Origin of the sequence: Dolichospermum planctonicum, from assembly GCF_005402965.1 — a bacterium.
GTDB classification, from domain to species: Bacteria; Cyanobacteriota; Cyanobacteriia; order Cyanobacteriales; family Nostocaceae; genus Dolichospermum; species Dolichospermum planctonicum.
The window spans coordinates 50,721-77,214 of sequence record NZ_BJCF01000019.1; the positions used below are offsets into that span (position 1 = coordinate 50,721).

Genomic DNA, 26,494 nt, shown 5'->3' on the forward strand with positions numbered 1-26,494 from the left:
TTTGACCCAGTAGTTCTAATCATTCCATTCACCGCGAGGGGGAATAGGTGTGCGGACGGGGGTACGTGTTAACTCATCATCTCTGTTAAAATCTCCTCGTAGCCATTGACGGATAGCTACCTCAATCACTTTACTGGGATCATTGGTGAGATGTTGAATTTGTTCTATTAATTCAGAATCTAAATGGAGCGCGATTTCTTTTTTGTCAGCGCGTCCGGTATCTGTATTTCTAGGCTGTTCTTGCATATTCATGGGCTTAAATACTGTGAATTTTTTTTCTCGAAACCGTGATCAATCAGTTATGATATTTATAATCTGTGCCTATTTAATTGTAGGCTGCCAAGTCAGCATCACTAGGAGCTATAAATAGATTTAACATAATAACGTAAGTTGCTAGTTAGGCGCGGTGTCAGAATTAAGATGTCGAAAATTAAGGATTAAACAGCCTGAAAACAGGGATTTTATCACCAATTACCCATTACCTATTACCAGTCTCGACTAGATAACTAGCAACTTGAGTTAAAATACATGAAGTAAATAGTTTCACTTTGGTTTGCTTGAGGGCAAAAATGGTATATGACTGACGTTCCCGCAGATCGCATTCGCAATTTTTGTATTATTGCTCACATTGACCACGGGAAATCAACTCTCGCTGATCGTTTACTACAGGCCACTGGTACTGTAGAAGATAGACAGATGAAGGAGCAGTTTCTGGATAACATGGATTTGGAACGGGAGCGCGGCATTACAATTAAGCTGCAAGCGGCCCGGATGAATTATACTGCTAAGGATGGTCAGCAGTATGTTCTCAATTTAATTGATACCCCTGGTCACGTGGACTTTTCCTATGAAGTGTCCCGTTCTCTTGTTGCTTGTGAAGGGGCATTACTGGTTGTGGATGCGTCCCAAGGTGTAGAAGCACAAACCTTAGCCAATGTCTATTTAGCCCTAGAGAGTAATCTAGAAATTATCCCGGTTTTAAATAAAATTGATTTACCAGGGGCTGAACCAGAGCGAGTAATTGGGGAAATTGAAGAAATTATTGGTTTAGACTGTAGTGGGGCAATTTTAGCTTCTGCTAAGGAGGGAATTGGTATTCCTGAGATATTAGAAGCTATTGTCGAACGAGTTCCCCCACCAGCTAATACTATCAATGAAAGTCTCCGAGCCTTGATTTTTGATAGTTACTACGATAGCTACAGGGGTGTAATTGTTTACTTCCGGGTTATGGATGGAACTGTGAAAAAAGGCGATCGCATTTACTTAATGGCATCAGGTAAAGAATATGTCATTGATGAGTTAGGTATTCTGGCACCGACTCAAAAGCAAGTAGAAGAGCTTCACGCTGGAGAAGTGGGGTATTTAGGCGCGGCTATTAAAGCAGTAGCTGATGCTAGAGTAGGAGATACTATTACTCTATGTAAGAACAAAGCGGCAGAGGCTCTACCCGGTTATGCAGAAGCTAACCCGATGGTATTTTGTGGTATGTTTCCCATAGACGCAGATCAGTTTGAAGACCTACGGGAAGCTTTAGAAAAACTAGAACTCAATGATGCTGCGTTACAGTATGAACCAGAAACCTCTAGCGCCATGGGTTTTGGTTTCCGGTGCGGGTTTTTGGGATTACTACACATGGAAATTGTCCAGGAACGCCTAGAACGGGAGTATAATCTAGATTTAATCATTACCGCGCCTTCAGTGGTGTACAAAGTCGTCACCAATAAAGGTGAGGAATTATACATTGATAATCCTAGTCGTTTACCCAGCCCCAATGAACGGGAGAGAATTGAAGAACCCTACGTCCAGGTAGAAATGATTACTCCAGAAATCTACGTCGGTTCTTTAATGGAGTTGTCACAGAACCGTCGGGGAATCTTCAAAGATATGAAATATCTTACCCAAGGACGGACTACACTTACCTATGAATTGCCCTTAGCGGAAGTTGTCACCGACTTTTTTGATCAAATGAAATCCCGTTCTCGCGGTTACGCCAGTATGGAATATCATTTGATTGGTTATCGGGAAAATCCCCTGGTAAAATTGGATATTATGATTAACGGTGATCCAGTAGATTCTTTAGCCATGATTGTCCACCGAGATAAAGCTTATAATGTCGGGAGAGCAATGGCGGAAAAATTGAAAGAACTCATTCCCCGTCATCAATTCAAGGTCCCCATTCAAGCATCCATTGGTGCTAAAGTCATTGCTAGTGAACATATCCCGGCTATGCGAAAAGATGTCCTCGCTAAATGCTATGGTGGCGACATCAGCCGGAAAAAGAAACTGTTACAAAAGCAAGCCAAAGGTAAAAAACGGATGAAGGCTGTCGGTACAGTTGATGTACCCCAGGAGGCTTTTATGGCTGTTTTAAAGCTGGATAAAACCTAAATTCCAGATTTTTATTTTTGGACTATTTATGCCATCTCGCTTGTAAGAGTGAATACAGGCGAGTTGCTCCTGAAAAGGGTTAAGCGACAACCGACACAAAAAAGTAGTAGGGTGGGTTAGCGCAGCGTGACCCGCCATTATCCCCTAAATTATGGATAGTCCGGGGAAAAGCAAAAGTTTTTTAAATCCTTGACAAAAGATAAAAAATCTGTTACAAGTGATAATTTGTGGAAACTTTACCCTTTAATATAATCTCTTGGCTAACGTCATTGTCATAGGTGCCCAGTGGGGCGATGAAGGAAAAGGTAAAATAACTGACTTACTCAGCCGCTCCGCAGATGTGGTGGTACGTTACCAAGGAGGAGTTAACGCTGGGCATACAATCGTAGTCCAAGGTCAGACGTTTAAGCTGCACTTAATCCCCTCTGGTATTTTATATCCAAAAACCGAATGTATTATTGGCTGTGGAACAGTCATAGACCCACAGGTTTTAATCAAAGAACTGGATCAACTAGAACAATTAAATATTTCCACGGCTAACTTGTTGATCTCACAAACGGCTCATGTCACCATGCCTTATCATCGGATGATTGACAAGGCTTCGGAGGAAGTGCGGGGGAATCATAAAATCGGGACAACTGGTAGAGGTATTGGACCGACCTACGCTGATAAATCGGAACGGACAGGCATCAGGATGTTAGACTTGATGGATGCCGATGGACTGCGTGAGCAATTGGAGTGGACGATCAACTATAAAAATACCATTTTGGAAAAGCTGTATAATCTGCCGCCCCTTGATCCGCAAGCGGTAATTGAGGAGTATTTAGGTTATGCTGAACGGTTGCGTCCTTTTGTGGTTGATACTTCGTTACAAATCTATGATGCGGTTTTAAGACGACGAAATATTTTGTTTGAGGGCGCACAGGGGACTTTACTTGACTTGGATCACGGGACTTATCCCTATGTTACATCCTCTAATCCAGTGGCTGGCGGGGCTTGCGTTGGCAGTGGGTTAGGACCGACAATGATAGATCGGGTGATTGGTGTATCCAAAGCCTACACTACAAGGGTAGGAGAAGGCCCATTCCCTACGGAACTAAATGGCGAAATTGGCGACTTATTAGGCGATCGCGGTGCGGAATTTGGCACAACTACGGGGCGCAAACGTCGTTGTGGTTGGTTTGATGCGGTAATTGGACGCTATGCGGTTCGCATTAACGGCATGGATTGTATTGCTATTACTAAACTTGATGTTCTCGATGAATTAGAGGAAATTAATGTTTGTGTAGCTTATGAAATTGATGGTGAACGTTGCGAACACTTCCCCACTAGCGCCCGGATGTTCACCCGTTGTCGTCCTATTTATAAAACCTTACCAGGATGGCAAGTGTCAACAAGTCACTGTCGTACCCTCGAAGAGTTACCACCGCAAGCACTAGACTATCTAAGATTCTTAGCAGAATTGATGGATGTCCCCATTGCGATCGTTTCTTTGGGAGCAAGTCGTGATCAGACTATCATTGTAGAAGACCCTATTCACGGTCCAAAACGCGCTCTGTTGCATCCAAATGGTACTCCCGTTTAGTCAGTGGTCAGTGGTCAGTGGTCAGTAGTAAAATAACTGATAATTGACTACTAACATCTAACAACTAACATCTAACATCTAACATCTAAAAATAGTATGGCTATTACACTCGAATCTAAAACCCGTCCAGAAGGTAGCAAACCCAGAGCTTTGCGCCGTTCTGGCTTAATTCCCGCTAATTTGTACGGTCACAACGGAACTGAATCAATTTCTTTAGTTCTTGACGCTAAAGTTGTAGAACGTTTACTCAAGCAAGCTGCTCCTAATCAAACCGAAGTGGAATTAAGCATTCCTGAATTAGAATGGACTGGTACAACTGTAATTCGTGAAGTTCAGATTCACCCAGCTAAAGGTACACCTTACCATTTAAGTTTTTTCGCTGGCACTAAAGGCTAGAATTTAGGTAATAATAACTAAGAAGACCAGGGTTAAACCTGGTTTTTTTGTGAAAAAGACTATCAAAATCCCTCTGACTACTGACCACTGACAACAAACCAATGACAGAAACAAATCTTCCCGCTTTAATTGAACAAATGTTACAACCTGGATTTTATCCTCATGGTGTAACCGAACCAATTCAACTAATTCAAACCCATATTTCTTATGTCCTCTTAACTGGAGATTATGCTTATAAGCTGAAAAAACCAGCTAATTTCGGTTTTTTAGACTTTTCCACTTTAGAAAAAAGAAAACATTTTTGTGAGGAGGAGTTGCGCTTAAATCAACGCGGTGCTGGTGAATTATATTTAGAAGTGATACCTTTAACTTGCGTGGGTGAAGAATACCATTTAGGTAGTACAGGAGAAGCTGTAGAATATGCTATTAAGATGCGTCAATTTCCCCAAGAATCCCTATTTAGTGAACTTTTCGCTGCTGGGAACTTACAGGAAAGCAACTTAGAAGAATTAGGACGGGTTGTGGCTCAATACCATGCTCAAGCACACACTAATGACTACATTCGCAGTTTTGGGGAAGTCTCACAAGTGCGTTTGGCTATTGATGAAAATTATCAGCAAGCTGAAAAATATATTGGTGGACCTCAGACACAAGCGCAGTTTGAGGAAACAAAACAATATACGGATAATTTCTTTGTCCAAAATCCAGAATTATTTAAAAGCCGAATTGACAATAATTATATTTGCGAAGGTCACGGGGATTTACATCTGCGAAATATTGCTCTCTGGCATGATAAAATCATGTTGTTTGACTGTATAGAATTTAACGAGCCTTTTCGCTTCGTTGATGTTATGTATGATGTAGCTTTTACCGTCATGGATATTGAGGCCAGAGGACGTAAGGATTTAGGAAATGCCTTTTTAAATGCTTATGTAGAGCAAACTGGAGACTGGGAAGGTTTACAGGTCTTACCTTTATATTTAAGCCGTCAGGCTTATGTGCGGGCTAAGGTAAATTCATTTTTGTTAGATGATCCTAGTGTACCTGATACAGTGAAGGAAGAAGCGGCAAAAACTGCATCTGCATATTATCATCAAGCTTGGGAATATACTAAACCGCAACGGGGAAAACTGATTTTGATGTCCGGGTTGTCCGGTGCTGGAAAAAGTACCACAGCTAAGTATTTAGCCCGAAAACTCAATGCAGTTCATCTCCGTTCTGATGCTGTGCGTAAGCATTTGGCGGGAATTTCTTTGTTAGAAAGAGGTGGGGATGAAATTTATACACCAGAAATGACACAAAAAACCTATAGCCGATTGTTAGCACTGGGAATTATACTAGCTAATCAAGGCTGGTCTGTAATTTTAGATGCTAAATATGATCGTCAGGATTTACGGGAAGAAGCTATTTTTCAAGCTACAGAGCATCAACTACCTCTATATATCATCAATTGCACCGCACCAGTAGAAGTTCTAACACAAAGGCTGCTGAACCGCACTGGTGATATTGCTGATGCTACTGCTGATTTATTAACATCCCAAATTAACCAATCTCAACCATTTACAGATCAAGAACAATCTTATCTAACGGTTGTAGATACAACTCTACCATTAGAAGCGCAATTATCAGGATTGATTTAATTTTTGTCTAGATTAAAAGGGCGGTTTTTAACCGCGTCTACACAAGTAAAACCCACTTATCCCATTCTTTGTACCCATACAGGGTATGGGTACGATATACATGAGATAACGAGATATAATTATTCTTTCTCCTGACTCCTGACTCTTAATTTTATGGCACCAAAAAATAATTTTCTCGGCGATATTTTCTCATCTTCACCTAACTTCCTGTCTCAATTACTATTCGGGTTGTTTTTATTCATTGTCTCCAGAATTGCCGGTGCTTCAGTACCTCTGTGCTTATTTATAGGTATCATGGGTGGTGTCACCTTGGGGTGGATTACTTTTGCAAATGAGAATAACCCCCAGGCTACTACTGTAGCCTCTAATGATGGTATTGATGCTGGTTTGAAATATTGGTTAGTTTTCATGCTGGGTTGTCTTTTCTTGGGTTATTCAGCACCCATGAGTATTTTGTTCGGCGGTATTGCTGGTGTTGGTGGTGGCTGGATAATTGCTTGGTGGCGCAGTCAGGAAGCGTTACAAACTCAATTATCTGAGGAAATTGTGGAAGAAGACACAGAACAGCCTAGTGATAGAGCCGCTAAAAGACGCAAGAAAAAACCTATTCGGCGTTTCCGTCGGGAGTCTGCAACTTTCAATTTTCGGTTTTGGGAAAAGTAATTAACGGTTATATATTGATTCGGAAAAAATCTGTTCTCAATTCTTTTGGTTTGTCATGGATGCGTAAATAACTCTTTTCCTGATATATTGAGGGGATATTTGTAATGCTATACCAGCATAGCAAATTTTGTTTTCCTGTTCGGGGAACAATTTTAGCCATTCAGGTTATGAGTATATATAATAGAAGGGTTGTCTTAAAATAAAACTCTAGGAGATATTTATTATGTCCCGTCGTTGTGAACTAACTGGTAAAAAAGCCAATAATGCTTGTTCCGTCTCTCACTCTAACCGTCATACAAACCGCTTACAGCACGTTAATCTCCAAAGTAAGCGGATTTGGTGGGCAGGTGGTAACCGTTGGGTAAAATTGAAACTCTCTACTAAAGCTATTAAAACCTTAGAAACTAAAGGTTTGGAAGCAATGGCTAAAGAAGCTGGTATCAACCTTAACCATTACTAAATAGTAGGTAATAGGTAATAGGTAATAGGTAATAGGTAATGGAGATTTATTTCTTGCCGTTATATAAAACCTACTCAAATCTACTTTGAGCTTCTTTTACTTCGTGCTTCCCCCTGTGTCTGCACTTACCCAGTTCACAGGCTAACACTGCCTAACTGACAGTTTTTGACAAATTAATAGCTGCATTCCAATGCCTTTGGGATTTAAACTCACAGCTATCACATTTAAACACTCTTTCACTCAATGAGAGAGTTTCTTTTTTGCCCTACTTGTGATCAAGATAAAGATCAAGATAAAATTGTCATATTTTGATTCAAACCAATTACTATTAAAAACATGAACCGTAGTGAAACATTTAAGAGTAGATACCATGAGTCGCGGATCCAATACATGGCAACTGGAGAATCTCCGACTTGTTCAGTCATTTATTCTCAAGCACCTTACTGGAAAAAGTATAAGCTTATTTTTCCGTTTATAGTTGATAACTGGCAGCATTTTTATTACATTGACTTTCCTCCAATATTTGAAAATATAGAAGAAACTCACCCATCCATTTTAATCGGGATAGCAATGGCAGAAATTTATCGCCTTTGTGAAATATGCACCCCTGAGACAGTCAAAGTAACTTGGTATAGCTGTCTTCAATGGGAATCAGATTGGTGGAATGAAGATATTTACTGGTATCTTCAGCAAAAGTTTTACCTGGAAAAATGGGATTGGGATAAAATGCCTCGAATAGAATTTTGTTTAAATTCTATAGAAAATTCTTGGTTTCCATCCGTCAAAGATACTTATCTTCTTGCCGTTAGTGGGGGTAAAGAAAGTACATTTGCATTTGAGTGGATGCAGCAATGTAATCTTCCTATGGAAGCATTTACTTTACACAATGCAGGAGGAATATTAGGCAACAACTGGCTACAAAAGTTTCCAGTATTTGATTACATTAAAACTCAAAGTCACCTGTGGGAAATAGAAGCTCATCCACAGGAAGATCCAGCTACACATTTTGGTTATAAAGGCGTTCGTAACGATCCTACTATTACTAATGCTCTTTTCATTATGATGATCATTGCAGTACAGCAGGGACATCGCTTTCTGGTCTTAGCAAATGATAAAAGTTCTAATGAATCTAATACTACATATCAGGGGCGAGAAGTCAATCATCAAAGTGCCAAGGGAACAGCTTATATAGAACGTTTTAATAATTTTTTAGAGCAAAAAGGTTTGCCATTTAGGTATGTTAGTATCTGCGAAGAAAGTTACTCAATCGCTACAGTTAATCAACTATCTTTATGGAAAAAAACCATCCTGAATAGCCTTACCTCATGTAACGAGGCACAGTGGAATTCAGGAGACGTTCGATGGTGTTGTAACTGTCCAAAATGCGCTTTTTCTTATGCTTTAATCGAAGCCGTCACAGATTATTCTTTTGCCAAGCAGGTAGTGGGAGAGGACTTATTCAGTTTTACAAAACTAGAAGAAGTTTGGAGACGTTTATTCGACCCAAGTGCTGAGAAACCATTTGAGTGTGTTGGTGAAAAACGTGAAACTTTAATGGCTTTAGCTAAATGCAAAAAACAACGTCTCAAAAATGGCGAACATTTAGGTGTTCTTGCTCAGATACCCAATATTGAATTTGATGAATCTCTACTAAAAATCTCTGCCCCTCAAAACATTCCTAAAGAACACCAAGATAAACTAAATTCAGTTTTGACAAATCAATAATTAGGAGTTGCTGAATAAACCTAAAACCGTTATCTGAAAACAGTTAAAGATAAATAAGAAGTGAAAAAGATACAAGGAATAAAACCTGTAAGGATGAAAAACCATGCACTTACTGAACACTCAAAATCAATTTTTCTACAATCAAACTATTCAAAATACTGTACCCGTGGCGTAGCACCTCTCTATGACTTACGTCACGCTACGCTATCATAACTTTATGGCTAGGCCACGCAGGCTATCAGCAAGCCCTAATTATACCTTGATCAAAAACGCGATTATTAGTATCAATCCCACTGATTTCTATTCTCTCTGGGTAGACATTATAAGCAGCAAAACTCAAATTACTTGTGCAATATTCTGTTAATTGAGAAGGACTTACAGGACGATTACCGGCACCAGCACCACAGATTAAATAGGTAGTTCCATTAATAGCGTGAGTCCGTTCATAGTTATGTTCATGGCCATTAATATAAAGTTGAACATTGTACTTTTTAAATAGAGGAGTAAAAGTGTTAATAAAATTTATATTACTACCATAATGACCAGATGAATAAATGGGATGATGACCAAATACGATTTTCCAAGGTGCTTGACTGATACTTAATTGCTTTTCTAACCAAATTAATTGATTTTGCCAATCTGCATTATTATTAGTATCTAAAGCAAAAAACTGGACTTGATTTTGAGTAAATGTGTAATAACGTCCCTGCATATTAAAACCAGGATATTTCACTTGAGGAACACCATTATCAGTGCGAATATCATGATTACCTAAACAAGCATGAAACTTGACACTTTTTTGCAATAAAGGTTGATAAGGACGTTCAAAAACCTGATTAATTTTCTCAATTTCGCCATTATTATAAATATTATCACCAGCTAAAATTACTAAGTTATAAGGATTTTGCTGATGATAATAATTCATAGCAGTTGCGACAGCATACTGACCTTTTGCACCAGTTCCCGTATCAGCAACGGATACAAAACGCAATAATAAATCTTTTTTTAAATTTTTTTTAATGGGGTTAGCGGCTGTTGCTGATTCTATGAGAGAATTTGATGATAACTTCCCATCTAAAAATCCAGATGTGATGACACTAATTCCACTTAAAAACAAAAATTGACGGCGTTTAATATTCATATTATCTATTCCCTTTTGTGTATGTTTTTGATTCACTAATTTGGGTAAAAGTTCCATGTCAGGAGAAAACGCACCAAAATCAAGAAATGAACCCGTAACCACGCTGTACAAAAAAAATCAACCAATTTGGAAGACGGTAATTATCCAAGTTTTGCGGGGAACAATTGGTGTTTTAGAAACCACTATGGTCAAATTGGAGACAGAAACACCCAAGGATACTAGTGGGAAGAAAATTAATTTTTTATCTCGTTGGGATGGATTTTTAAGGACATTTCGCTTATTCTTACCATCAAGTATATCTAATAATGTGTCAGATTTGGTTCTGACAGGAATTTTTGCGGTAATTTTTCTGGTGACAATAGGAATTACTACATTTTTGTTTATACCTAAATCATCTACTCAAGTCGCAATTGTTACTCCAGTTGAGGAAGTTACTAAACCAACTCCAGTTATAGAACCCAAACCCAAACCAACTCCAGTTATAGAACCCAAACCCAAACCAACTCCAATTATAGAACCCAAACCCAAACCAACTCCAATTAGGGAATTAACACCAGAAGAAAGTTTACTAGTAGCAATTGAAAACCAGTTTTCAGAAATTAGCGTTTCTGTAAAGAATACCAAAGATAAAAATATTGTTTCTCAACTGATAAAACCTATAGTTGGTAATTTCCGTACCAGCGATTTAACTCTAAAAATTAGTGATGTTTGGTACAGTTTAGAAAACTCTCAACAGGATAAACTAGCTGCGGACATATTACAACGTTCCCAAGAGATTAATTTCACACATTTAAAAATTGTTGATTCTCAAGAGAAAATAATTGCCCGTAGTCCAGTTGTTGGTAATGAAATGATAATTTTTCAACGATGAAATTCGAGAGTAGGCATTGACAAAAAACATCATTTATGTAGTCTAGACAATGGCATTCTTGCCAAGGTTAGCAAAAATATGCTCATCTGGGTTTGACTCCCCAGTTTATTATTTCACTGAGCATTTCTACCAAACTCTCCAAAACACCTACTTAAATTCCAATTTCTTTACTGGCATCTCCTATAGAAATAGTCTTATGAGAGTTTTCCATGATTTGTTATAATCAGAAATACTCTCAATATATAGACAGAATCAGCGGAAAGTCCTGTAGATTAAAAATTATCTGGAGACATATCAGACATACCACCTTCACTATCACGCTTAGAACCGAGTAACTCTAGTTGTTCTACATGAATAACTGGACTAGAACGATTGACTCCGGTTTGGCGATCGCTCCAGGAATCAAATTTCAAAGAACCTTTAACCCCAATCAAGCTACCTTTACGGACATAATTACCGGCAACTTCCGCAGTTTTTCCCCAGAGTTCTAGATTAAACCAGTCTGGCTTATCGTTGTTACGGGATCTTCTATTTACTGCTAAAGTCAATCTACATTTAACTGTACCCGACTCAAAATACTTCATATCTGGGTCGCCACCTACACGACCAACAAGGGTAACAACATTAATGCTCATAGCTTTTCCTTTTGGTACATTTGTATTGTATGATTCATATTATATATAATAACTAAACCTCGTCCGAGTTGAGAACTGGAGTTTTTCAAGCCTGGAACAGGGAAAAGGGAAGAGTAGAGGCTTTGGGAATCAATAGCGATTATACCGTTTCCTAGTCTAATTAAGTACAAAATCATCGGTGTTGATCTGCATTTAATTATAAATTTTTGTACCTTGCTTTAATGGGAATTGCTATCAGAAAAAACTGTGGGTTTCAAACTAGATGGGGTTTAATTGTAAAATTATTAAAAGTCTGTTACAATCTTCACAATTAAGTCTATCAAAAAAATCAAAAAATAATTGGCATTAAAAAAGTTATCCGGTTGTACCGAGTGATATTCAAAAAATACCACACAAAAGTCTTGGAACTAAAATCAAGATTGACAAAAGCTAGATAAAAAAATAGTCTAGTTTACTGGAATCAGGCAAATAAACATCATCTAATCCGTCATTATTAACTCTTATCTTGATAGTCACAATTAGCATAAATAGGGGGAACACAGACGCGTGGGTCTTTTCAGGAATTTTCGTCCATCATGGGATATGGGTATCGACCTCGGTACAGCCAATACCCTAGTTTATGTATCAGGTAAAGGAATTGTCCTGCAAGAACCTTCCGTAGTTGCCATTGATCAAAATCTCAAAGTGGCGCTGGCAGTGGGAGAAGAAGCAAAAAAAATGCTCGGTCGGACACCAGGTAATGTAGTAGCTCTGCGTCCCCTGCGTGACGGTGTGATCGCTGACTTCGATACGGCGGAGTTGATGCTAAAAAGCTTTATTCAGCGGGTAAATGAAGGTAGATCCCTGATGTTACCCCGCATTGTGATTGGTATTCCTAGTGGTGTCACAGGAGTAGAAAGACGAGCCGTAATGGATGCAGCTACTCAAGCTGGTGCCAGAGAAGTATATTTGATTGATGAGCCAGTTGCAGCGGCCATTGGTGCTGGACTACCAGTTGCCGAACCCACTGGTAATATGATTATTGATATCGGAGGTGGAACAACAGAAGTAGCGGTATTAAGTCTGCAAGGGACAGTAATTAGCGAGTCAGTACGCATTGCTGGAGATGAACTGACGGAAGCAATTATTCATTATATGAAGAAAATTCATAATCTGGTAATTGGTGAACGTACTGCTGAGGACATTAAAATTAGGATTGGTTCGGCCTATCCCACCGAAGATGATAATGATAAAATAATGGAAGTCCGTGGACTGCATTTGCTTTCTGGCTTACCAAGGACTGTCACCATCAAAGGTCCTGAAATTCGGGAAAGTATGGTAGAGCCACTGGCAGTAATTATAGAAGCAGTGAGACGCACACTAGAACGCACACCGCCAGAACTGGCAGCAGACATTATTGATCGCGGGATCATGTTAGCGGGCGGTGGCGCATTACTCAAAGGACTGGATACTTTAATTAGTCATGAGACAGGTATTGTTACCCATATAGCAGCAGATCCTCTATGCTGTGTAGTTTTGGGAACAGGTCGTGTATTAGAAAACTTCAAGCAGTTGGAGAGAGTATTCAGCGGACGTTCTCGCAATATGTAACAAAAATCAGTTAGTTAAGGATACTGGATTCTGTATTTATGAACAACTAACTATAGAATCCTTCTTTTTTTGATAAATTTTTGATAGAAAGTATCCAGGAGTATGGACAACATCATGTAGCACTATCACAAGCACCACAGGGGAAAAACTTTACTAACGGAATTTTGGCATAGGAACACTCAAACTGGAGTTAGTCATGTTCCTGCAACTTTTGAATCATTTACTTTTACATAATTTATAGAAATATATACGGGTATTTTATGTTAACTGCAAGACGCTGGTGGGAATACAAAGGATTACAAATAGGGTTATTAGCGCTAGTTTTAGGTGGTGCGTGGACAATCAGAGAAACAAAAGGTGCTTTATTGCGTGAAATTTATCAAGGAATAACTAGCCCTTTACAGATGTTACAGTCGGGAACAATTCCTGAGCAAAGTATCCAAGATGCGAGATTTTTAGAATTACGAACCCGCATAGTTGATCTGGAAAGCCAAAATCAAAAATTAAAAAATTTACTGGGTTATACAGAGAAAGAATCCGGGGAGCAAAAGCCAATTATAGCACGGGTGGTGGGACGTAGTGCTGATAACTGGTGGCAACAAGTGATTTTAAATCGGGGGACAACATCGGGTATTCAAGAAGGTTCTATTGTTAAAGCTGATGGTGGATTAGTAGGCTTGGTAGAAAGTGTGACTAATAATACTAGTCTGGTATTGTTAGTTAGTGATTTGAAAAGTCAAGTGGGAGTGACTATCAGCCGGACTTCAGCTAAAGGGATTTTACAGGGTGATTCTTCGGCAGAAGGGGTCTTAGAGTTTTACGAAAAAGTCCCTAATGCTAGAGTAGGTGATTTAGTGTCCACATCTACCTATAGTCAGAAGTTCCCGGCTGGTTTAGCCATAGGTAGAATTAAATCTCTAGATTTAAAGAAACTCCCGGCTTCAGTAGCAAGGGTAGAGTTATTTCCGCCAATTCAGTATTTGGACTGGGTAACTGTTTACCCTAAACCAGAGAAACAGGATTTGGAAACCCCAACCGTAACTAAATAATGTGGAATAATTGTTTTCCGTGTCTACATTAGGTAGATCATGCTTCTAACTAAAGAAACCGTTAAATTACTGTAAAGCCTTAGCAAAGGTATCATGGCAGAATTTAATAAGCTCTTACCCATCTAAATTTAATAATCTTAACCTGGCTAGATGTTGTGGCGCGGGCATCTTGCCCGCTATAATCATACAAATTAAATGCAGTACAGCTTAGTAATTTTCTGAGAATTAGTGTAAGTTTTTGTAACAAACAGTTGACTCACCGTTGCAGAAGTTGTATATTCAGTACATGGACTTAGGCATAGAAAACAGAGAATAAAAGACGGGTGGGGAGTCTTTGGGCTTTTATTCTCACGAGGAAAAGAAATCTGGCTAGATTAAGTCAAACTTACAGTGTCAAACTCATAAGATTAACCATGAATAAGTTTATCTTGGCTTTACTAACTGTTAGCGCTATTGCCACTGCTGCTGTTCCTGCTAATGCTGGTGATATTGGTAACGTCCAAACATCCGATCAAAATTCTGTGATTACAGGTAGTGGTAACTACACTAATCAAAGAGTCAACCAAAGGGGACAAGTAAACCAAAGAGTTAACAGACGTGACTCTGGAGACTCTGCAAATATCCAAGATGCTCGTCAAAGTTCTGATGTTCTTGGTGAAGGTAACGTAACTGAACAGAAGTCAAATCAACAGTACAGAGAAACCCGCACTCAAAGTGGACGGAGATGGAACCGTTATTAAGTCGGTAATTGCTGCTTATTGGTAGATTGAATGTAGGGGTAATACAATTAATTATTGGCTTTATCTCTACTTTTTCTCTGTAAATTTAGTTTAGGTACATCAATCGTGCAATTTCGCCAACTTAAACTTTTACTAATTACATTGGGTTTGATTTTCCCTATGGTAGCTCAAGCAGGTGAAATGAATCTGCAAGTAGGAAAAATCAAAATTAACAGAGACTATCGAGGAAATACTACGGTAAATACCGGGGAAATGCAATTAGATTCTGAACCGGATATATACCGTAGCCAGAGGAATTATGAACCCGATATATACCGTAGCCGGAGAAATCTGGATTCTGCAATTAGAAGTAGAAATATCAACACATTGAAACGGAATTGTACTGAGTCTAACAATGAAGTTGTGAGCCACCAAACTACAAAAATTAGAGGTTCTAACCAGCAAAGAACTCAAACAAGTACTGTATCCGTTTCTTGTAATTAATTGTCTTGTAGTTAATTGTGCTTAGGAGAGTATAAATGCAGTATAATATTTTATCTCTAAGTGGTATATCGGCTTTATTAGCTGTGACATTGACACCAGTGTTTACAGAATCTGCCTTTGCTCAATGTGTAAATTCTCATGTTGGTGTGCAAGTAAATATTTCTGAACGTCCAGCAAGACAAGGTTCTAATATCGAAATGGGAAGTACAGGACCTTGTACGGGAAATGTCAATTCTTCTAGTGCAACACAAGTGAATATTGGCGGTCGAGGACAAGCTGAACAACAACAAAATGTAAATCAGCAAATGCGAGGTGGTAGAGGTAATCCCACAGGCGTTAATGGACCAACTATTAACAATGCTGTGGTTGTACCTATAAATGTCAAAACACCTAAGAATTTTAATCGCTAGAAATTAGGGACTTTTCGTTTTCTATGATTTTTATCGAAGGGTTTAGTATTGCTAAACTCTTCCTAAAAAATTCAATGTTTAAAAAATAAATATTTGAATTACCCAAACAATAGGACAAAGGAAAAATGAATATTAAGCAAATAGTTAACATGACATTTTGTGCTGCTATTTTAACTCTGAGTATGACTGTTTTAATGCCCAATTTAGTTTTTGCTAATTCTCATTATCTCAAGGATAGCAAACAAGAAATGACCATTAATTTAAATGAGGATGATCTCAAGGAAAACCTGCTTTTAAAAATTAATACTGCAAATAATTTCTCTGGAAATATTAAACTAAATGGCAAGAATATTAAAAAAATAGAAGGTAATAGTACAGAAATTTCTCTTTTGAAGCTTTTAAAAAAAGGTAAAAATATTATAGAAATTAATGGTGTTGACAAGTCTATTGGATCTACTTTGCGAGTAGAATTAATAGCAGCAAACACACAGATTTCTCAAGAAAGTGGAGGGAGTGGTGATATCCAGCATATTTTAGTTATTTATGTACCTTAAAACAACAAATTTTTGGATAATGAAAATAAAGAATTGATCATGATTCTCAATTAGAATAATCCATGGTTACATAGTTAGAATTTTTCAAGGGTAATACTTGATCCATTAAATTGGAATTTTGTCTTCAATATCAGGGGTAAAAAACAAATTATGTTCACAAAAAAAATCTTTTTATTTACTACTAGCATTAGTTATCTGCTCATATCGGAATTACTGGTAAATAGACCTGCTTTCTCTCAGTCTGCTCCCCAAAGCACTAATAGCAGTTCTCAAGTCACAGGGGATTACAATAATGTTTTTCAGACTCCTAATCAAAATAGCAATCTTAATGTATTTAACTTTCCCAATATATATCCGCTGAATCATTCTATTAATACTCCTGTGAATACAGAAAATGATTTTGGGTTTAATGTTTCGGCGGGTGTAAATACTCTTGATTCTAATAATGTAACAGTGTATCTAGGATTGATTTTTCAGCCCGGTAGAACTGATTCACATAGAATCAGAATGCAAAAGATTGTTAAAGAAACAGAGTTATTAGAAACACAAAAAAAGATTGCTGAAGGACAACTGCAATTAGTGCAAAAACAAATTTCCGAAGCAGAATTGAAATTACAACAGTTGTCACCTGCAAATAATCAAAATCAGTAAAAATATAATACAGAAATAGGGAAATTTACTTTGGTGGGGTGGGTAATAGTATTACCCATTACCCATTACCCATTACCCATTACCCATTACCCATTACCTAACTTAATAGTGTTACCAATGAGAGTGAGACTTTCCTCAAATAAAGCTTCCCGTCCCCAGCGTTGTACCTGTTGACTTAACAAAGCTTCCGCTTTTTGTTCGGAAAGAGAACTTACCTGTTGAAACAACCCAGCCGACTGAGCGCCTCCATGGGTTTCCATTCGCATACAACCACCAGTTTCTGAACAAATTACAGTGCCACAATTGGCTTGAGGATTAGTAGAACTCAAGCGTAAACCAATTAAATCACCGACAATTTCCCCAATATCAGCAATGGGAACTCCTGCTAATTCGGCTTCTATGTGTCTTTGGTCTGGAGAGAGGAAATTAATGTATGTGATGTCATAATCACCTTTTTCCTGTCTATAGGCAACTGGTCGCCATTCCAAGCGACTAGCTAACCAACCTAAGTATAATAATGCTTGAGCAGCATTACCTTTTTCATAGTCAATATTAACACGATCAATTTCCTTGAGGGCTGCACGACGGTTAGGCGCGTCATAAGCTTCTGCTGCTAATTCTTGCCATGCTGATAAACGTCGCCAATTCAAATCAGCCACAGGTATACCAGATTCTACTAATTGTTGCAAGCTGAGTAAATCATCTTCTGGTGTATTAAAGTTGCAAGAGTCAACAATGACATTATTGCATACCGATGCTAAACGCTTAAACAAAGGATTGGCAGCATCAGGTGTAGTTTTCCACCAGAGGAACTTAGGTAAACCACCAATTAACAAAGCCGGAATCATGCCTCCAATGCGTTCTAAAGCTGTAGCAGTACCAGTGAGGGTAATGTACTCACAACAGACAAGAGTGCTGGAAGATTGCTTTTGAATGGGACAATAGGCAGAAACTTGGGCTTTTACCCCTTCATCATCGCCGGCAATGGGACATAAAGCAATAATTCGGCAAGGGTTACGGGTAGCAATTTCATCAGCAATAGTGGGACTGGTAGGATTGAAAGTATACCCCATGGCCGTACCATGATTATCTCCATTTGGTCCTGTGTGCTGCTTTTGGAAATATTCAGCCCGTAAAGCAGTCAGAGTTTCCGGTGTAGCAATACCGCTTTCTGGAAGGTGGTGCTTTTTCTGGACTTCTTGCAAAGCTGTTTTAGTTTGGGGTCCGAGAATACCATCCACTGGACCATTATAAAAGCCGGTGGCGGTTAACAAATACTGAGTTTCTTCTGGTTCGTAAACTACTAAAGTAAATGTTGTGGCCCGGGTAGCAGCGGGTAAAGTACCGTCTTCCCCTTGAAGACCGTAACTTTGCCAAACTTGATTCAGTTCTACCTCAATTTCTGTGAGGGAAACATCCTTGGGTGCTTGCAAAGAAAAAATCGTAGGTGCTTGAGAAACCATAGTTAATAGTGTTAGTTGTTAGTTACTAGTTGTCAGTTGTCAGTTATTTTGCTACTGACTACTGACCAATGACCAATGACTAATTAAAGTCTGCGCCAGCGGCGGCCGTCTTGGTTAATTAATAATTCGGCTTCTGCTGGTTCCCAAGTACCGGCTTCATATTGGGGAATATTCGCAGGATTACCTGGTAAATCCCATACAGATAAGGCAGGTGTAACTACTTGCCAAGCCGCTTCTACTTCGTCTGCCCGTGTAAACAAAGTTTGGTCGCCCATCATACAATCAAGGAAGAGACGATCATAGGCATCGGAAGTAGCGGAAATACCTAGAGAACCGTAGCTAAAATCCATATCTACGGCACGGGTACGGAAATCACCACCGGGCATTTTCACATCAAACCGGAGGGAAATACCTTCATTGGGTTGTATTCGCATGGCCAAAACGTTGGCGTTTGCTTGTTGAGCAGCAGAGGGGAACATTCTTGAAGGAACTTCGCGGAAATGAATCGCAATTTCACTGACTTTTTTCGGCATCCGCTTGCCAGTTCGTAAGTAAAAAGGAACACCTTGCCAACGCCAGTTATCCACCATAAACTTCATGGCCACGTAGGTGGGAGTAGTAGATTCAGGATTAACACCTGGTTCAGTTCGATACCCTGCCACCTGTTGACCTTTCATCCAACCCGCGCTGTATTGTCCACGAATTGCTGATTTTGACAAATTATTAACATCAGCTAAACGAGTCGCTTGTAACACTTTAACCTTTTCGGTGCGGATACTATCAGCATCCATGGAGTTAGGCGCTTCCATGGCGGTTAAACAGTAAAGCTGCATGAGGTGATTTTGCAGCATATCCCGCAATGCGCCGGCAGTTTCATAATAACCCGCCCGGTCTTCTACTCCCACGGTTTCGGCGACGGTAATTTGCACATGATCTACAAATTGCCGATTCCACAAAGGTTCAAAAATGGCATTAGCAAAGCGGAAAACCAGCAAGTTTTGGACTGTTTCTTTCCCTAAGTAGTGGTCAAGACGATAAACTTGGTTTTCTTTACAAACCTTTTGTACTACTTGGTTGAGGTTTTGAGCGGAGGCTAAATCACGACCAAAGGGTTTTTCGATGACTAAACGCTGTTTGTCGGGGTCTTCTAGCATTCCCGCTAACCCTAGCTGTTTAATGGCTTCAGGGAAGAAATTAGGGGCAACAGAGAGGTAAAACATCCGGTTTCCCCTTGTTCCCCGTTTCTCGTCTAGTTCAGCTAATAGGGTTTTCAGTTTTTGGTATCCTGCGGGGTCATCTATATTCCCCGGACAGTAAAATAAACCTTGGGAAAAGTCCTGCCAAAGTTCACCTAGTTCTACATTAGCGTGAGCTTCTGCCATGCCTTTTTGCATTTGCTCGCGGAAGTATTCATGACTCCATTCCCGACGCGCTACACCCACAATGGTGGTTTCAGCCGGAATACGTCTTTCTCTCCGCAATTTGTACAGCGCTGGTACTAACTTACGCCAGGTTAGATCTCCAGAAGCACCAAAGATGACGATAATTTGTGGTTCGGGCATCCCTTGCTGTTGTAGACCAACGCGCAATGGATTTTCTAGCAAACTGACCATAGGATTTTAGATTTTAGATTTTAGATTTTAGATTTTGCAAGAGGTAAAGGGCAAGTTCCTAAATTCCCCAATCTCCTCTATAGGTGAGAATAGCTTGACTTGACCTTTTAAAGAGTTCATGAGTGACACAGAAAGGACGCAGACACCATAGGATTTTGGATTTTGGATTTTGGATTTTGGATTTTAGATTTTGGATTTTGGATTTTCAAAGATCGCAGGTGTATAAAGTCTAGAATTTAAGTTACAGCCGTTTTTAAGCAAAAGTGCTACAAAAATAATCTATCTGTGTGGGTTTAAACTCTTGATTTACCCGTCTGGGACTTCTATTGGTCGGGGCTGCATGGGTTGAGAAAACCCAACTCGCGGGAATGTTGGGTTTCACTTCTTTCTACCTAACCGATAATTTGCTTAATTTACAGCACTTTTAGCTGGAGTGAGGTACAATTTATGCGGGCAAGATGCCCGCACCACAAGAGTTTTATCATTAAGCTCTGGACTTTAGAATACGGATAAATGCTGTAACTTTAATGACTTTTTGGCATAAAAGACATCACTTTTTCTACATCCTCTTTACTACCAATGATTAAAGGTGTCCGTTGATGCAGTTTGCTGGGAACTACATCTAAAATATCCATTGTTCCTGTGGTCGCTTTACCCCCAGCTTGTTCAATTAAAAACGCTAAGGGAGCAGTTTCATACAACAGACGTAATTTACCTTCTGGTTTTTGTAATGTTCCTGGGTACAGAAATACCCCACCCTGTAATAATATTCTGTGAATATCGCTCACCATTGCCCCACTGTAACGGGAACTATATCCTTCTGTACGATGAACATAACGAATATATTCTCTAAAGGGTTCATCCCATTGCCAGAAGTTACCATCATTAACACTATAGGTCGCGGCATGATTGGGCATTTTAATATTCTCTTCACAGAGAATAAATTCACCTAAACTAGGATCAAGAATAAAGGAATGCACTCCCGTACCTATGGTATACACTAGCATAGTGCTAGGTCCATATAGAATATATCCCGCTGCTAATTGTCTACGGCCATTTGTAAGCAAATCCTTAGCTTCACCATCAATATCTGCTCCTTCCTGTTGACGAATGGCAAAGATAGAACCTAAACTGAGATTATTATCTGTGTTTGATGAGCCGTCAATGGGGTCATAAAGCAGCGTATAACGACCAATGGGGCAATTTTCCGGGATATAGTAGGGTTTTTCCATCTCCTCGGAAGCCAGACGACAAACTAAGCCGCTTTGCTTGAAAACAGAGATAAATACTTCATTCGCGTAAACATCCATCTTTTTTACAGATTCTCCCTGGACGTTGACTTCTCCAGTAAATCCTAGCACCCCCTCCATTAAACCAGCCCGACTCAAACGACGAGCCACTAATTTACCCGCTAAAGCGATGCGATTCATCAGCGCACTTAAATCCTGAGCATCGGGTCCAAAACTATGTAATTGTTGGAGAACGTGGCGGGATAATGTTGTACAATCACGATCTAGAGCTTTATCTGTGGACAAATCCAAAGATTCTGATACTTGAGTCATATTAATTGCTGCTATGAGGTCGTGTTTATCTATGGCGATTTTTGGTCGTTGCTTCTATCTTAGAAAGGGAAATTGATAACTTAAAACTGATTTTATATAAACTAAAGAATTGAAATTTTGATTTTCTGATAAATAAAGAATCTGTGTGTCTTTAGACCGCAGAGTGTCAAAAACTTAACAGATTATATTATGATATGACCTGAAAAGAATGAACTTCTAAAACAGGACCAATCATTGCGGTTGTCATCAGATCATTTCTTACCTGTCCTGTGACTTTGGCTTTTTGTCCTGATTTGAGTAGATTTTTATCAGCACTTTTGGGGATTTGGTAAGTGACACCATCTTCTGTCACAAAAGCCCAGACACCAAGGCCAATATTTCGACGTTCAATAGTACCAGTAATTGTCACGTTCATAACGTTTAATTGTTGAATTGTTTACTTGTTGAATTGTTTAATTTGTTACTTAATTATTTAAGATGATGACAATTCCTGAGAAAAGCATAATAATTGTGTAGTGTTTAACTGGTCACGGTAGAGGCATTTGAACTGATTAAAACCGGATTTTTGAGAGATTTCTTGGATAGTTTGTTGAGTTTCGGGAAAATCGCTGGTGGAAATATGCTCCTGAACCATTGAATACTCTTCTGGGGTGAGTAAAGACCAGTATTTTTGCACATTATCTAGGTAGCGGAGAATGTAACTATCTCGGTCTTCTGTTTCTTGACGAATAATATCAATTAATATGAAAACACCTCCCGGAATCAGTAGATTTTGTAGCTGGTTAATAAAATGCTCTTTTTGCTGAAGCTGAAGATGGTGCAGCGCGAAGGAGGTGAAAATTACATCAAATCTATGCTCTTGATCTGATGCCAAAAAAGGAACTACTTCTGAGAAATCTCCCTGAATTAAAGTTATGTCACAATTAATCTTTTTTAAATTCTCTTGGGCAATTTCTAATGCAGCTATGGATAAGTCTACACCATGATAGGAGGTAATATTAGTATTTGATAATACCAGACTAGTGAAACTGGCATCACCACATCCTAAATCAAGCATTTTAAAGGGTTTTTGAAAGTTACTAACAAGAAATTTATGGAATACTACATAAATTTCATTATGACTCATGTAATTATTGTTGAGTACCTTTTGATAAATTTTCCACTGCTTGTTAAAAAACTCTTCTACTAGCAAGGATTCATTTTCACCATTTTTTAGCTGTGTCATAATTGTGAGTTTTGGGGGAAGACGTTTTTTAACAGATTTTAACGGAACTATGGAAACAGATCGCCAGTAAATGAGCTACAAATATCATATTATAGACAGGGAACAGGGAACAGGGGACAGGGGACAGGGAACAGGGAACAGGGGACAGGGGACAGGGGACAGGGGACAGGGGACAGGTGACAGGGAACAGGTGACAGGTGACAGGTGCTACGCCACGGGGACAGGAGACAGGGGACAGCTAAATAGTAGGGTGTGTTAGCTGTATTCGTAACGCACCATTGGTATAGACTTTGGGTGTAGGATGGCGATAGCGAAGCGCTGCTGCAAGCAGTTCGCTACATTCTACCTATATAATATAGTAACGCACCATTTTAAATCAGGGAACTCTTAACTGGGAACTCTTAACTGGGAACAGCTTTTTGAGTAGGTAAAAACTTTAGGTGTAGCATAGCGATAGCGAAGCGCTGCTGCAAGCAGTTCGCTACATCATAACTATATAATATAGTAACGCACCATATTAAATCATTATCCTGTACATCCTTTCATCCTGGATATCCTGATTCTGACAAATGTAAAAGCATGAATGTTACCAGAGTATTATGTATGCGACACTAATTAACACATATTAAATCTAAAAATATACGGTTGTAGTTCTGATTTTAATCCATTAAAATCTTATTAAGACCAGGTTTTGCGTGAAGTTGCTCATTTTCTACGAAATCAGAAGCCCTACCAGGTGCAAAGGAAAAATATGTCTAACAACTCTTTTCTCCGTCAAACCGCAACAACAATTGTTTTTATTGATGCCTCCCTTTCCGACTATCAGACCCTCCAAGCAGGAATTATCGAGGGCGTAAAAACAGTTATTATTTCCCCAGAGCAAGACGGAATTGAGCAAATTAGCCAAATTTTACAACAACATCCCCACATCACCACCATTCACATCCTTTCCCACGGTGCGCCCGGATGCTTATATTTAGGCAATAGTCAATTAAACTTAACTAATATTCATAATTACACCCAACAATTACAACAGTGGCAACCTCAGAATATTTTACTATATGGTTGTAACGTCGCTGCCGGGGATGCTGGGGCAGAATTTATTCACAAATTACATCAAATTACCAACGCCACCATTAGCGCCTCCACAACAAAAACCGGCAATGCAGCATTAGGGGGAAATTGGCAGTTAGAGGTGAATATTCCCGTTACAGAGACATTCCATGGAACATCTCTACATTTGTCAGATATTATTGCAGACACCCTCCACAGCTACCAGGGAGTATTTGCACCCACATTAGTGGGAGAGTGGGATTTTCTCAGCTATGCCCGTGCTGTGACAGTGGTGGGTAACTATGCCTACGCTGTAGGGGATACACTAGACATCATTGATATTACTGACCGAGCCAAACCCGTTGTCAAGGGAAGTTACGATATTTATGAGGGTAATAGTGTGCAAGTAGTCGGTAACTATGCTTATGTAGCTGATGGTGGACTACAAATCATAGACATCAGCAACCCCACAAACCCCACCCTCAAGGGCAATTATGATACATCTGGCATTGCTTATGGTTTGCAAGTAGTCGGTAACTATGCTTACGTAGCTGATGGGTATTCAGGACTACAAATAATAGACATCAGCAACCCCACTACCCCCACCCTCAAGGGCAATTATGATATTTCTGGCTATGCTTATGGTGTGCAAGTAGTCGGTAACTATGCTTACGTAGCTGATAGTGATTCAGGACTACAAATCATAGACATCAGCAACCCCACAACCCCCACCCTCAAGGGCAATTATGATATTTCTGGCTATGCTATAGGTGTGCAAGTAGTCGGTAACTATGCTTATGTAGCTGATTTTTGGTCAGGACTACAAATTATTGATATCAGCAACCCCACAACCCCCACCCTCAAGGGCAATTATGATACATCTAGCGATGCTTGGGGTGTGCAAGTAGTCGGTAACTATGCTTATGTAGCTGATTTTTGGTCAGGACTACAAATAATTGACATCAGCAACCCCACAACCCCCACCCTCAAGGGCAATTATAATACATCTGGCTCTGCTAGAGGTGTGCAAGTGGTGGGTAACTATGCTTACGTAGCTGATTATGATTCAGGACTACAAATCATTGATATTAGCAACCCCACAACCCCCACCCGCAAAGGCAGTTATGATACATCTGGCTTGGCTTTTGGTGTGCAAGTAGTCGGTAACTATGCTTACGTAGCTGATAGTGGTTCAGGACTACAAATTATTGATATCAGCAACCCCACAACCCCCACCCTCAAGGGCAATTATGATACATCTAGCTATGCTTATGGTGTGCAAGTAGTCGGTAACTATGCTTACGTAGCTGATAGTGGTTCAGGACTACAAATTATTGATATCAGCAACCCCACTACCCCCACCCTCAAGGGCAATTATGATACATCTGGCTTTGCTTTAGGTGTACAAGTAGTCGGTAACTATGCTTATGTGGCTGATGGTGACGGTGGTTTAAAGATTATTAATGTCAGTGAGTTTACTAACCAAGCACCCACTAACATTACCTTAAGTAATAGCACTGTTGCAGAAAATCAAGCCATTAACACAGTAGTTGGTAGCCTCACCACCACAGACCCAGATACAGCAAACACCTTTACCTATAGCTTAGTTAGCGGCACAGGTGCAACGGATAATAGTTTATTTTCCATTACCAATAATCAACTCACTACCAAAGCCGTATTTAACTTTGAAACCAAAAACAGTTATAGCATTAGAGTCAAAACCACAGACCAAGGTGGGTTATCCTTCGAGAAACAATTAACCATTGGAGTCAATAACGTTAACGAAACTCCTACCAACCTCACTCTCTCTAATAGCACAATTGCGGAAAACCAAATTATTGGTACAGTGGTTGGTAATCTCACCACCACAGACCCAGATACAGGAAACACCTTTACCTATAGTTTAGTCACTGGGAACGGTGCAACAGATAATAGTTTCTTCACCATTAGCGGAAATCAACTTAGAACCAACGCTGTATTTGACTTTGAAGCCAAAAACAGTTATAGCGTTCGACTCAGGACAACAGACCAAGGGGGGTTATTCTTTGAAAGACAATTAACCATTGGAGTCAGCAACGTTAACGACGCTCCCACCAATCTAACACTATCCACCAGCACCGTTGCGGAAAACCAAATTATTGGTACAGTGATTGGTAATCTTTCCACCACAGACCCAGATACAGGAAACACCTTTACTTATAGTTTAGTCACCGGAGACGGTGCAACGGATAATAGTTTATTTACCATTAGCGGAAATCAACTTAGAACCAACGCTGTATTTGACTTTGAAACCAAAAACAATTATAGCGTTCGACTGAGGACAACAGACCAAAGCGGGTTATCCTTCGAGAAACAATTAACCATTGGAGTAACTGACCTTAACGAAACTCCTACCAACTTAACCACCACAGCCCAACAAGATATCATAGACGCTCAAGGTGAAGACGACACCATTACCAGCATATTGGCCAATTTACAACAAAACGACACCATCAAAGGTGGTAATGGCACAGACACCTTAATTATCAGCGGAGGAACAGCTAATGATCTTATCTCCATAGATACCAGTAACACCACCAATCAATTAAATATTCCAG

General features: G+C 39.5%; 24 protein-coding genes. 16 read left to right on the forward strand and 8 right to left on the reverse strand.

The genetic code is table 11. The features are described from left to right. Nucleotides 1–15: 15 nt before the first annotated feature. Entirely contained in the window at nt 16–252 is a 237-nt protein-coding gene (locus FFO06_RS10335; RefSeq protein ID WP_028082969.1) for a hypothetical protein, read from the reverse strand. 324 nt (nt 253–576) lie between these two features. On the opposite strand from FFO06_RS10335, the gene lepA reads away from it, so the two are divergent. The 7 genes from lepA (at nt 577) to FFO06_RS10375 (ending at nt 8,857) form a co-directional block, all read left to right on the forward strand. Beyond that, a complete protein-coding gene (gene lepA, locus FFO06_RS10340) occupies nt 577–2,388 on the forward strand; it encodes a translation elongation factor 4 (protein WP_137907962.1) in 1,812 nt (603 codons plus the stop codon). Between the two features lie 256 nt (nt 2,389–2,644). Further along, nucleotides 2,645–3,973 (forward strand): adenylosuccinate synthase, encoded by a 1,329-nt coding sequence (locus FFO06_RS10345; RefSeq protein WP_137907963.1) that lies wholly within the window; start codon nt 2,645–2,647, stop codon nt 3,971–3,973. Nucleotides 3,974–4,069: 96 nt separating this feature from the next. After that, complete coding sequence (gene rplY / locus FFO06_RS10350; protein WP_028083776.1) at nt 4,070–4,369, forward strand: 50S ribosomal protein L25; 300 nt, start codon at nt 4,070–4,072, stop codon at nt 4,367–4,369. 101 nt (nt 4,370–4,470) lie between these two features. Then, nucleotides 4,471–6,009 carry a bifunctional aminoglycoside phosphotransferase/ATP-binding protein gene (locus FFO06_RS10355; RefSeq protein ID WP_137907964.1) on the forward strand — a complete coding sequence of 513 codons (1,539 nt, stop codon included), beginning with the start codon at nt 4,471–4,473 and terminating at the stop codon, nt 6,007–6,009. Between the two features lie 153 nt (nt 6,010–6,162). Next, nucleotides 6,163–6,672: a hypothetical protein gene (locus FFO06_RS10360; protein ID WP_137907965.1), complete on the forward strand. Its 510-nt coding sequence runs from the start codon at nt 6,163–6,165 to the stop codon at nt 6,670–6,672. A gap of 223 nt (nt 6,673–6,895) precedes the next feature. Further along, complete coding sequence (gene rpmB / locus FFO06_RS10365; RefSeq protein WP_137907966.1) at nt 6,896–7,132, forward strand: 50S ribosomal protein L28; 237 nt, start codon at nt 6,896–6,898, stop codon at nt 7,130–7,132. Between the two features lie 390 nt (nt 7,133–7,522). After that, nucleotides 7,523–8,857: a MurL C-terminal domain-containing protein gene (locus tag FFO06_RS10375; protein ID WP_137907968.1), complete on the forward strand. Its 1,335-nt coding sequence runs from the start codon at nt 7,523–7,525 to the stop codon at nt 8,855–8,857. 238 nt (nt 8,858–9,095) lie between these two features. Here the strand turns inward: FFO06_RS10375 and FFO06_RS10380 are convergent, their stop codons facing one another. Continuing rightward, nucleotides 9,096–9,998 carry a metallophosphoesterase family protein gene (locus FFO06_RS10380; RefSeq protein ID WP_137907969.1) on the reverse strand — a complete coding sequence of 301 codons (903 nt, stop codon included), beginning with the start codon at nt 9,996–9,998 and terminating at the stop codon, nt 9,096–9,098. A 55-nt stretch (nt 9,999–10,053) separates the two neighbouring features. Here FFO06_RS10380 and FFO06_RS10385 point away from each other — a divergent pair, with 55 nt between their 5' ends. Further along, nucleotides 10,054–10,869, forward strand: a complete 816-nt coding sequence (locus FFO06_RS10385; protein ID WP_137907970.1) for a hypothetical protein — start codon at nt 10,054–10,056, stop codon at nt 10,867–10,869. A gap of 272 nt (nt 10,870–11,141) precedes the next feature. Here FFO06_RS10385 and FFO06_RS10390 read toward each other — a convergent pair whose 3' ends face one another. Further along, nucleotides 11,142–11,504 carry a single-stranded DNA-binding protein gene (locus FFO06_RS10390; protein WP_137907971.1) on the reverse strand — a complete coding sequence of 121 codons (363 nt, stop codon included), beginning with the start codon at nt 11,502–11,504 and terminating at the stop codon, nt 11,142–11,144. Nucleotides 11,505–12,086: 582 nt separating this feature from the next. On the opposite strand from FFO06_RS10390, the gene FFO06_RS10395 reads away from it, so the two are divergent. The 7 genes from FFO06_RS10395 (at nt 12,087) to FFO06_RS10425 (ending at nt 16,981) form a co-directional block, all read left to right on the forward strand. Further along, nucleotides 12,087–13,094 carry a rod shape-determining protein gene (locus FFO06_RS10395; protein WP_137907972.1) on the forward strand — a complete coding sequence of 336 codons (1,008 nt, stop codon included), beginning with the start codon at nt 12,087–12,089 and terminating at the stop codon, nt 13,092–13,094. Nucleotides 13,095–13,354: 260 nt separating this feature from the next. Next, a complete protein-coding gene (mreC, locus tag FFO06_RS10400) occupies nt 13,355–14,143 on the forward strand; it encodes a rod shape-determining protein MreC (RefSeq protein ID WP_137907973.1) in 789 nt (262 codons plus the stop codon). A gap of 413 nt (nt 14,144–14,556) precedes the next feature. Then, nucleotides 14,557–14,883: a hypothetical protein gene (locus FFO06_RS10405; RefSeq protein WP_137907974.1), complete on the forward strand. Its 327-nt coding sequence runs from the start codon at nt 14,557–14,559 to the stop codon at nt 14,881–14,883. A gap of 105 nt (nt 14,884–14,988) precedes the next feature. Continuing rightward, complete coding sequence (locus FFO06_RS10410; RefSeq protein WP_137907975.1) at nt 14,989–15,366, forward strand: hypothetical protein; 378 nt, start codon at nt 14,989–14,991, stop codon at nt 15,364–15,366. Nucleotides 15,367–15,401: 35 nt separating this feature from the next. Next, on the forward strand, nt 15,402–15,776 hold the full coding sequence (locus FFO06_RS10415; protein ID WP_137907976.1) for a hypothetical protein: 375 nt from the start codon (nt 15,402–15,404) through the stop codon (nt 15,774–15,776). 125 nt (nt 15,777–15,901) lie between these two features. Continuing rightward, nucleotides 15,902–16,330: a hypothetical protein gene (locus tag FFO06_RS10420; protein WP_137907977.1), complete on the forward strand. Its 429-nt coding sequence runs from the start codon at nt 15,902–15,904 to the stop codon at nt 16,328–16,330. Nucleotides 16,331–16,480: 150 nt separating this feature from the next. Continuing rightward, nucleotides 16,481–16,981: a hypothetical protein gene (locus FFO06_RS10425; protein ID WP_137907978.1), complete on the forward strand. Its 501-nt coding sequence runs from the start codon at nt 16,481–16,483 to the stop codon at nt 16,979–16,981. A gap of 86 nt (nt 16,982–17,067) precedes the next feature. Here FFO06_RS10425 and opcA read toward each other — a convergent pair whose 3' ends face one another. The 5 genes from opcA to FFO06_RS10450 form a co-directional block, all read right to left on the reverse strand. Next, nucleotides 17,068–18,444, reverse strand: coding sequence for a glucose-6-phosphate dehydrogenase assembly protein OpcA (gene opcA, locus FFO06_RS10430; RefSeq protein WP_137907979.1), 1,377 nt, complete (start codon nt 18,442–18,444; stop codon nt 17,068–17,070). Nucleotides 18,445–18,527: 83 nt separating this feature from the next. Then, nucleotides 18,528–20,057, reverse strand: coding sequence for a glucose-6-phosphate dehydrogenase (gene zwf, locus FFO06_RS10435; protein WP_137907980.1), 1,530 nt, complete (start codon nt 20,055–20,057; stop codon nt 18,528–18,530). A 524-nt stretch (nt 20,058–20,581) separates the two neighbouring features. Beyond that, a complete protein-coding gene (gene fbp / locus FFO06_RS10440; protein ID WP_137907981.1) occupies nt 20,582–21,619 on the reverse strand; it encodes a class 1 fructose-bisphosphatase in 1,038 nt (345 codons plus the stop codon). A gap of 187 nt (nt 21,620–21,806) precedes the next feature. Then, nucleotides 21,807–22,034 carry a hypothetical protein gene (locus FFO06_RS10445; protein ID WP_137907982.1) on the reverse strand — a complete coding sequence of 76 codons (228 nt, stop codon included), beginning with the start codon at nt 22,032–22,034 and terminating at the stop codon, nt 21,807–21,809. Between the two features lie 57 nt (nt 22,035–22,091). Next, complete coding sequence (locus FFO06_RS10450) at nt 22,092–22,844, reverse strand: class I SAM-dependent methyltransferase (RefSeq protein ID WP_137907983.1); 753 nt, start codon at nt 22,842–22,844, stop codon at nt 22,092–22,094. 751 nt (nt 22,845–23,595) lie between these two features. Between FFO06_RS10450 and FFO06_RS10455 the strand changes: the two genes are divergently transcribed. Next, nucleotides 23,596–26,494: DUF4347 domain-containing protein (locus FFO06_RS10455; RefSeq protein ID WP_137907984.1), on the forward strand; the 2,899-nt coding region annotated here is incomplete at its 3' end.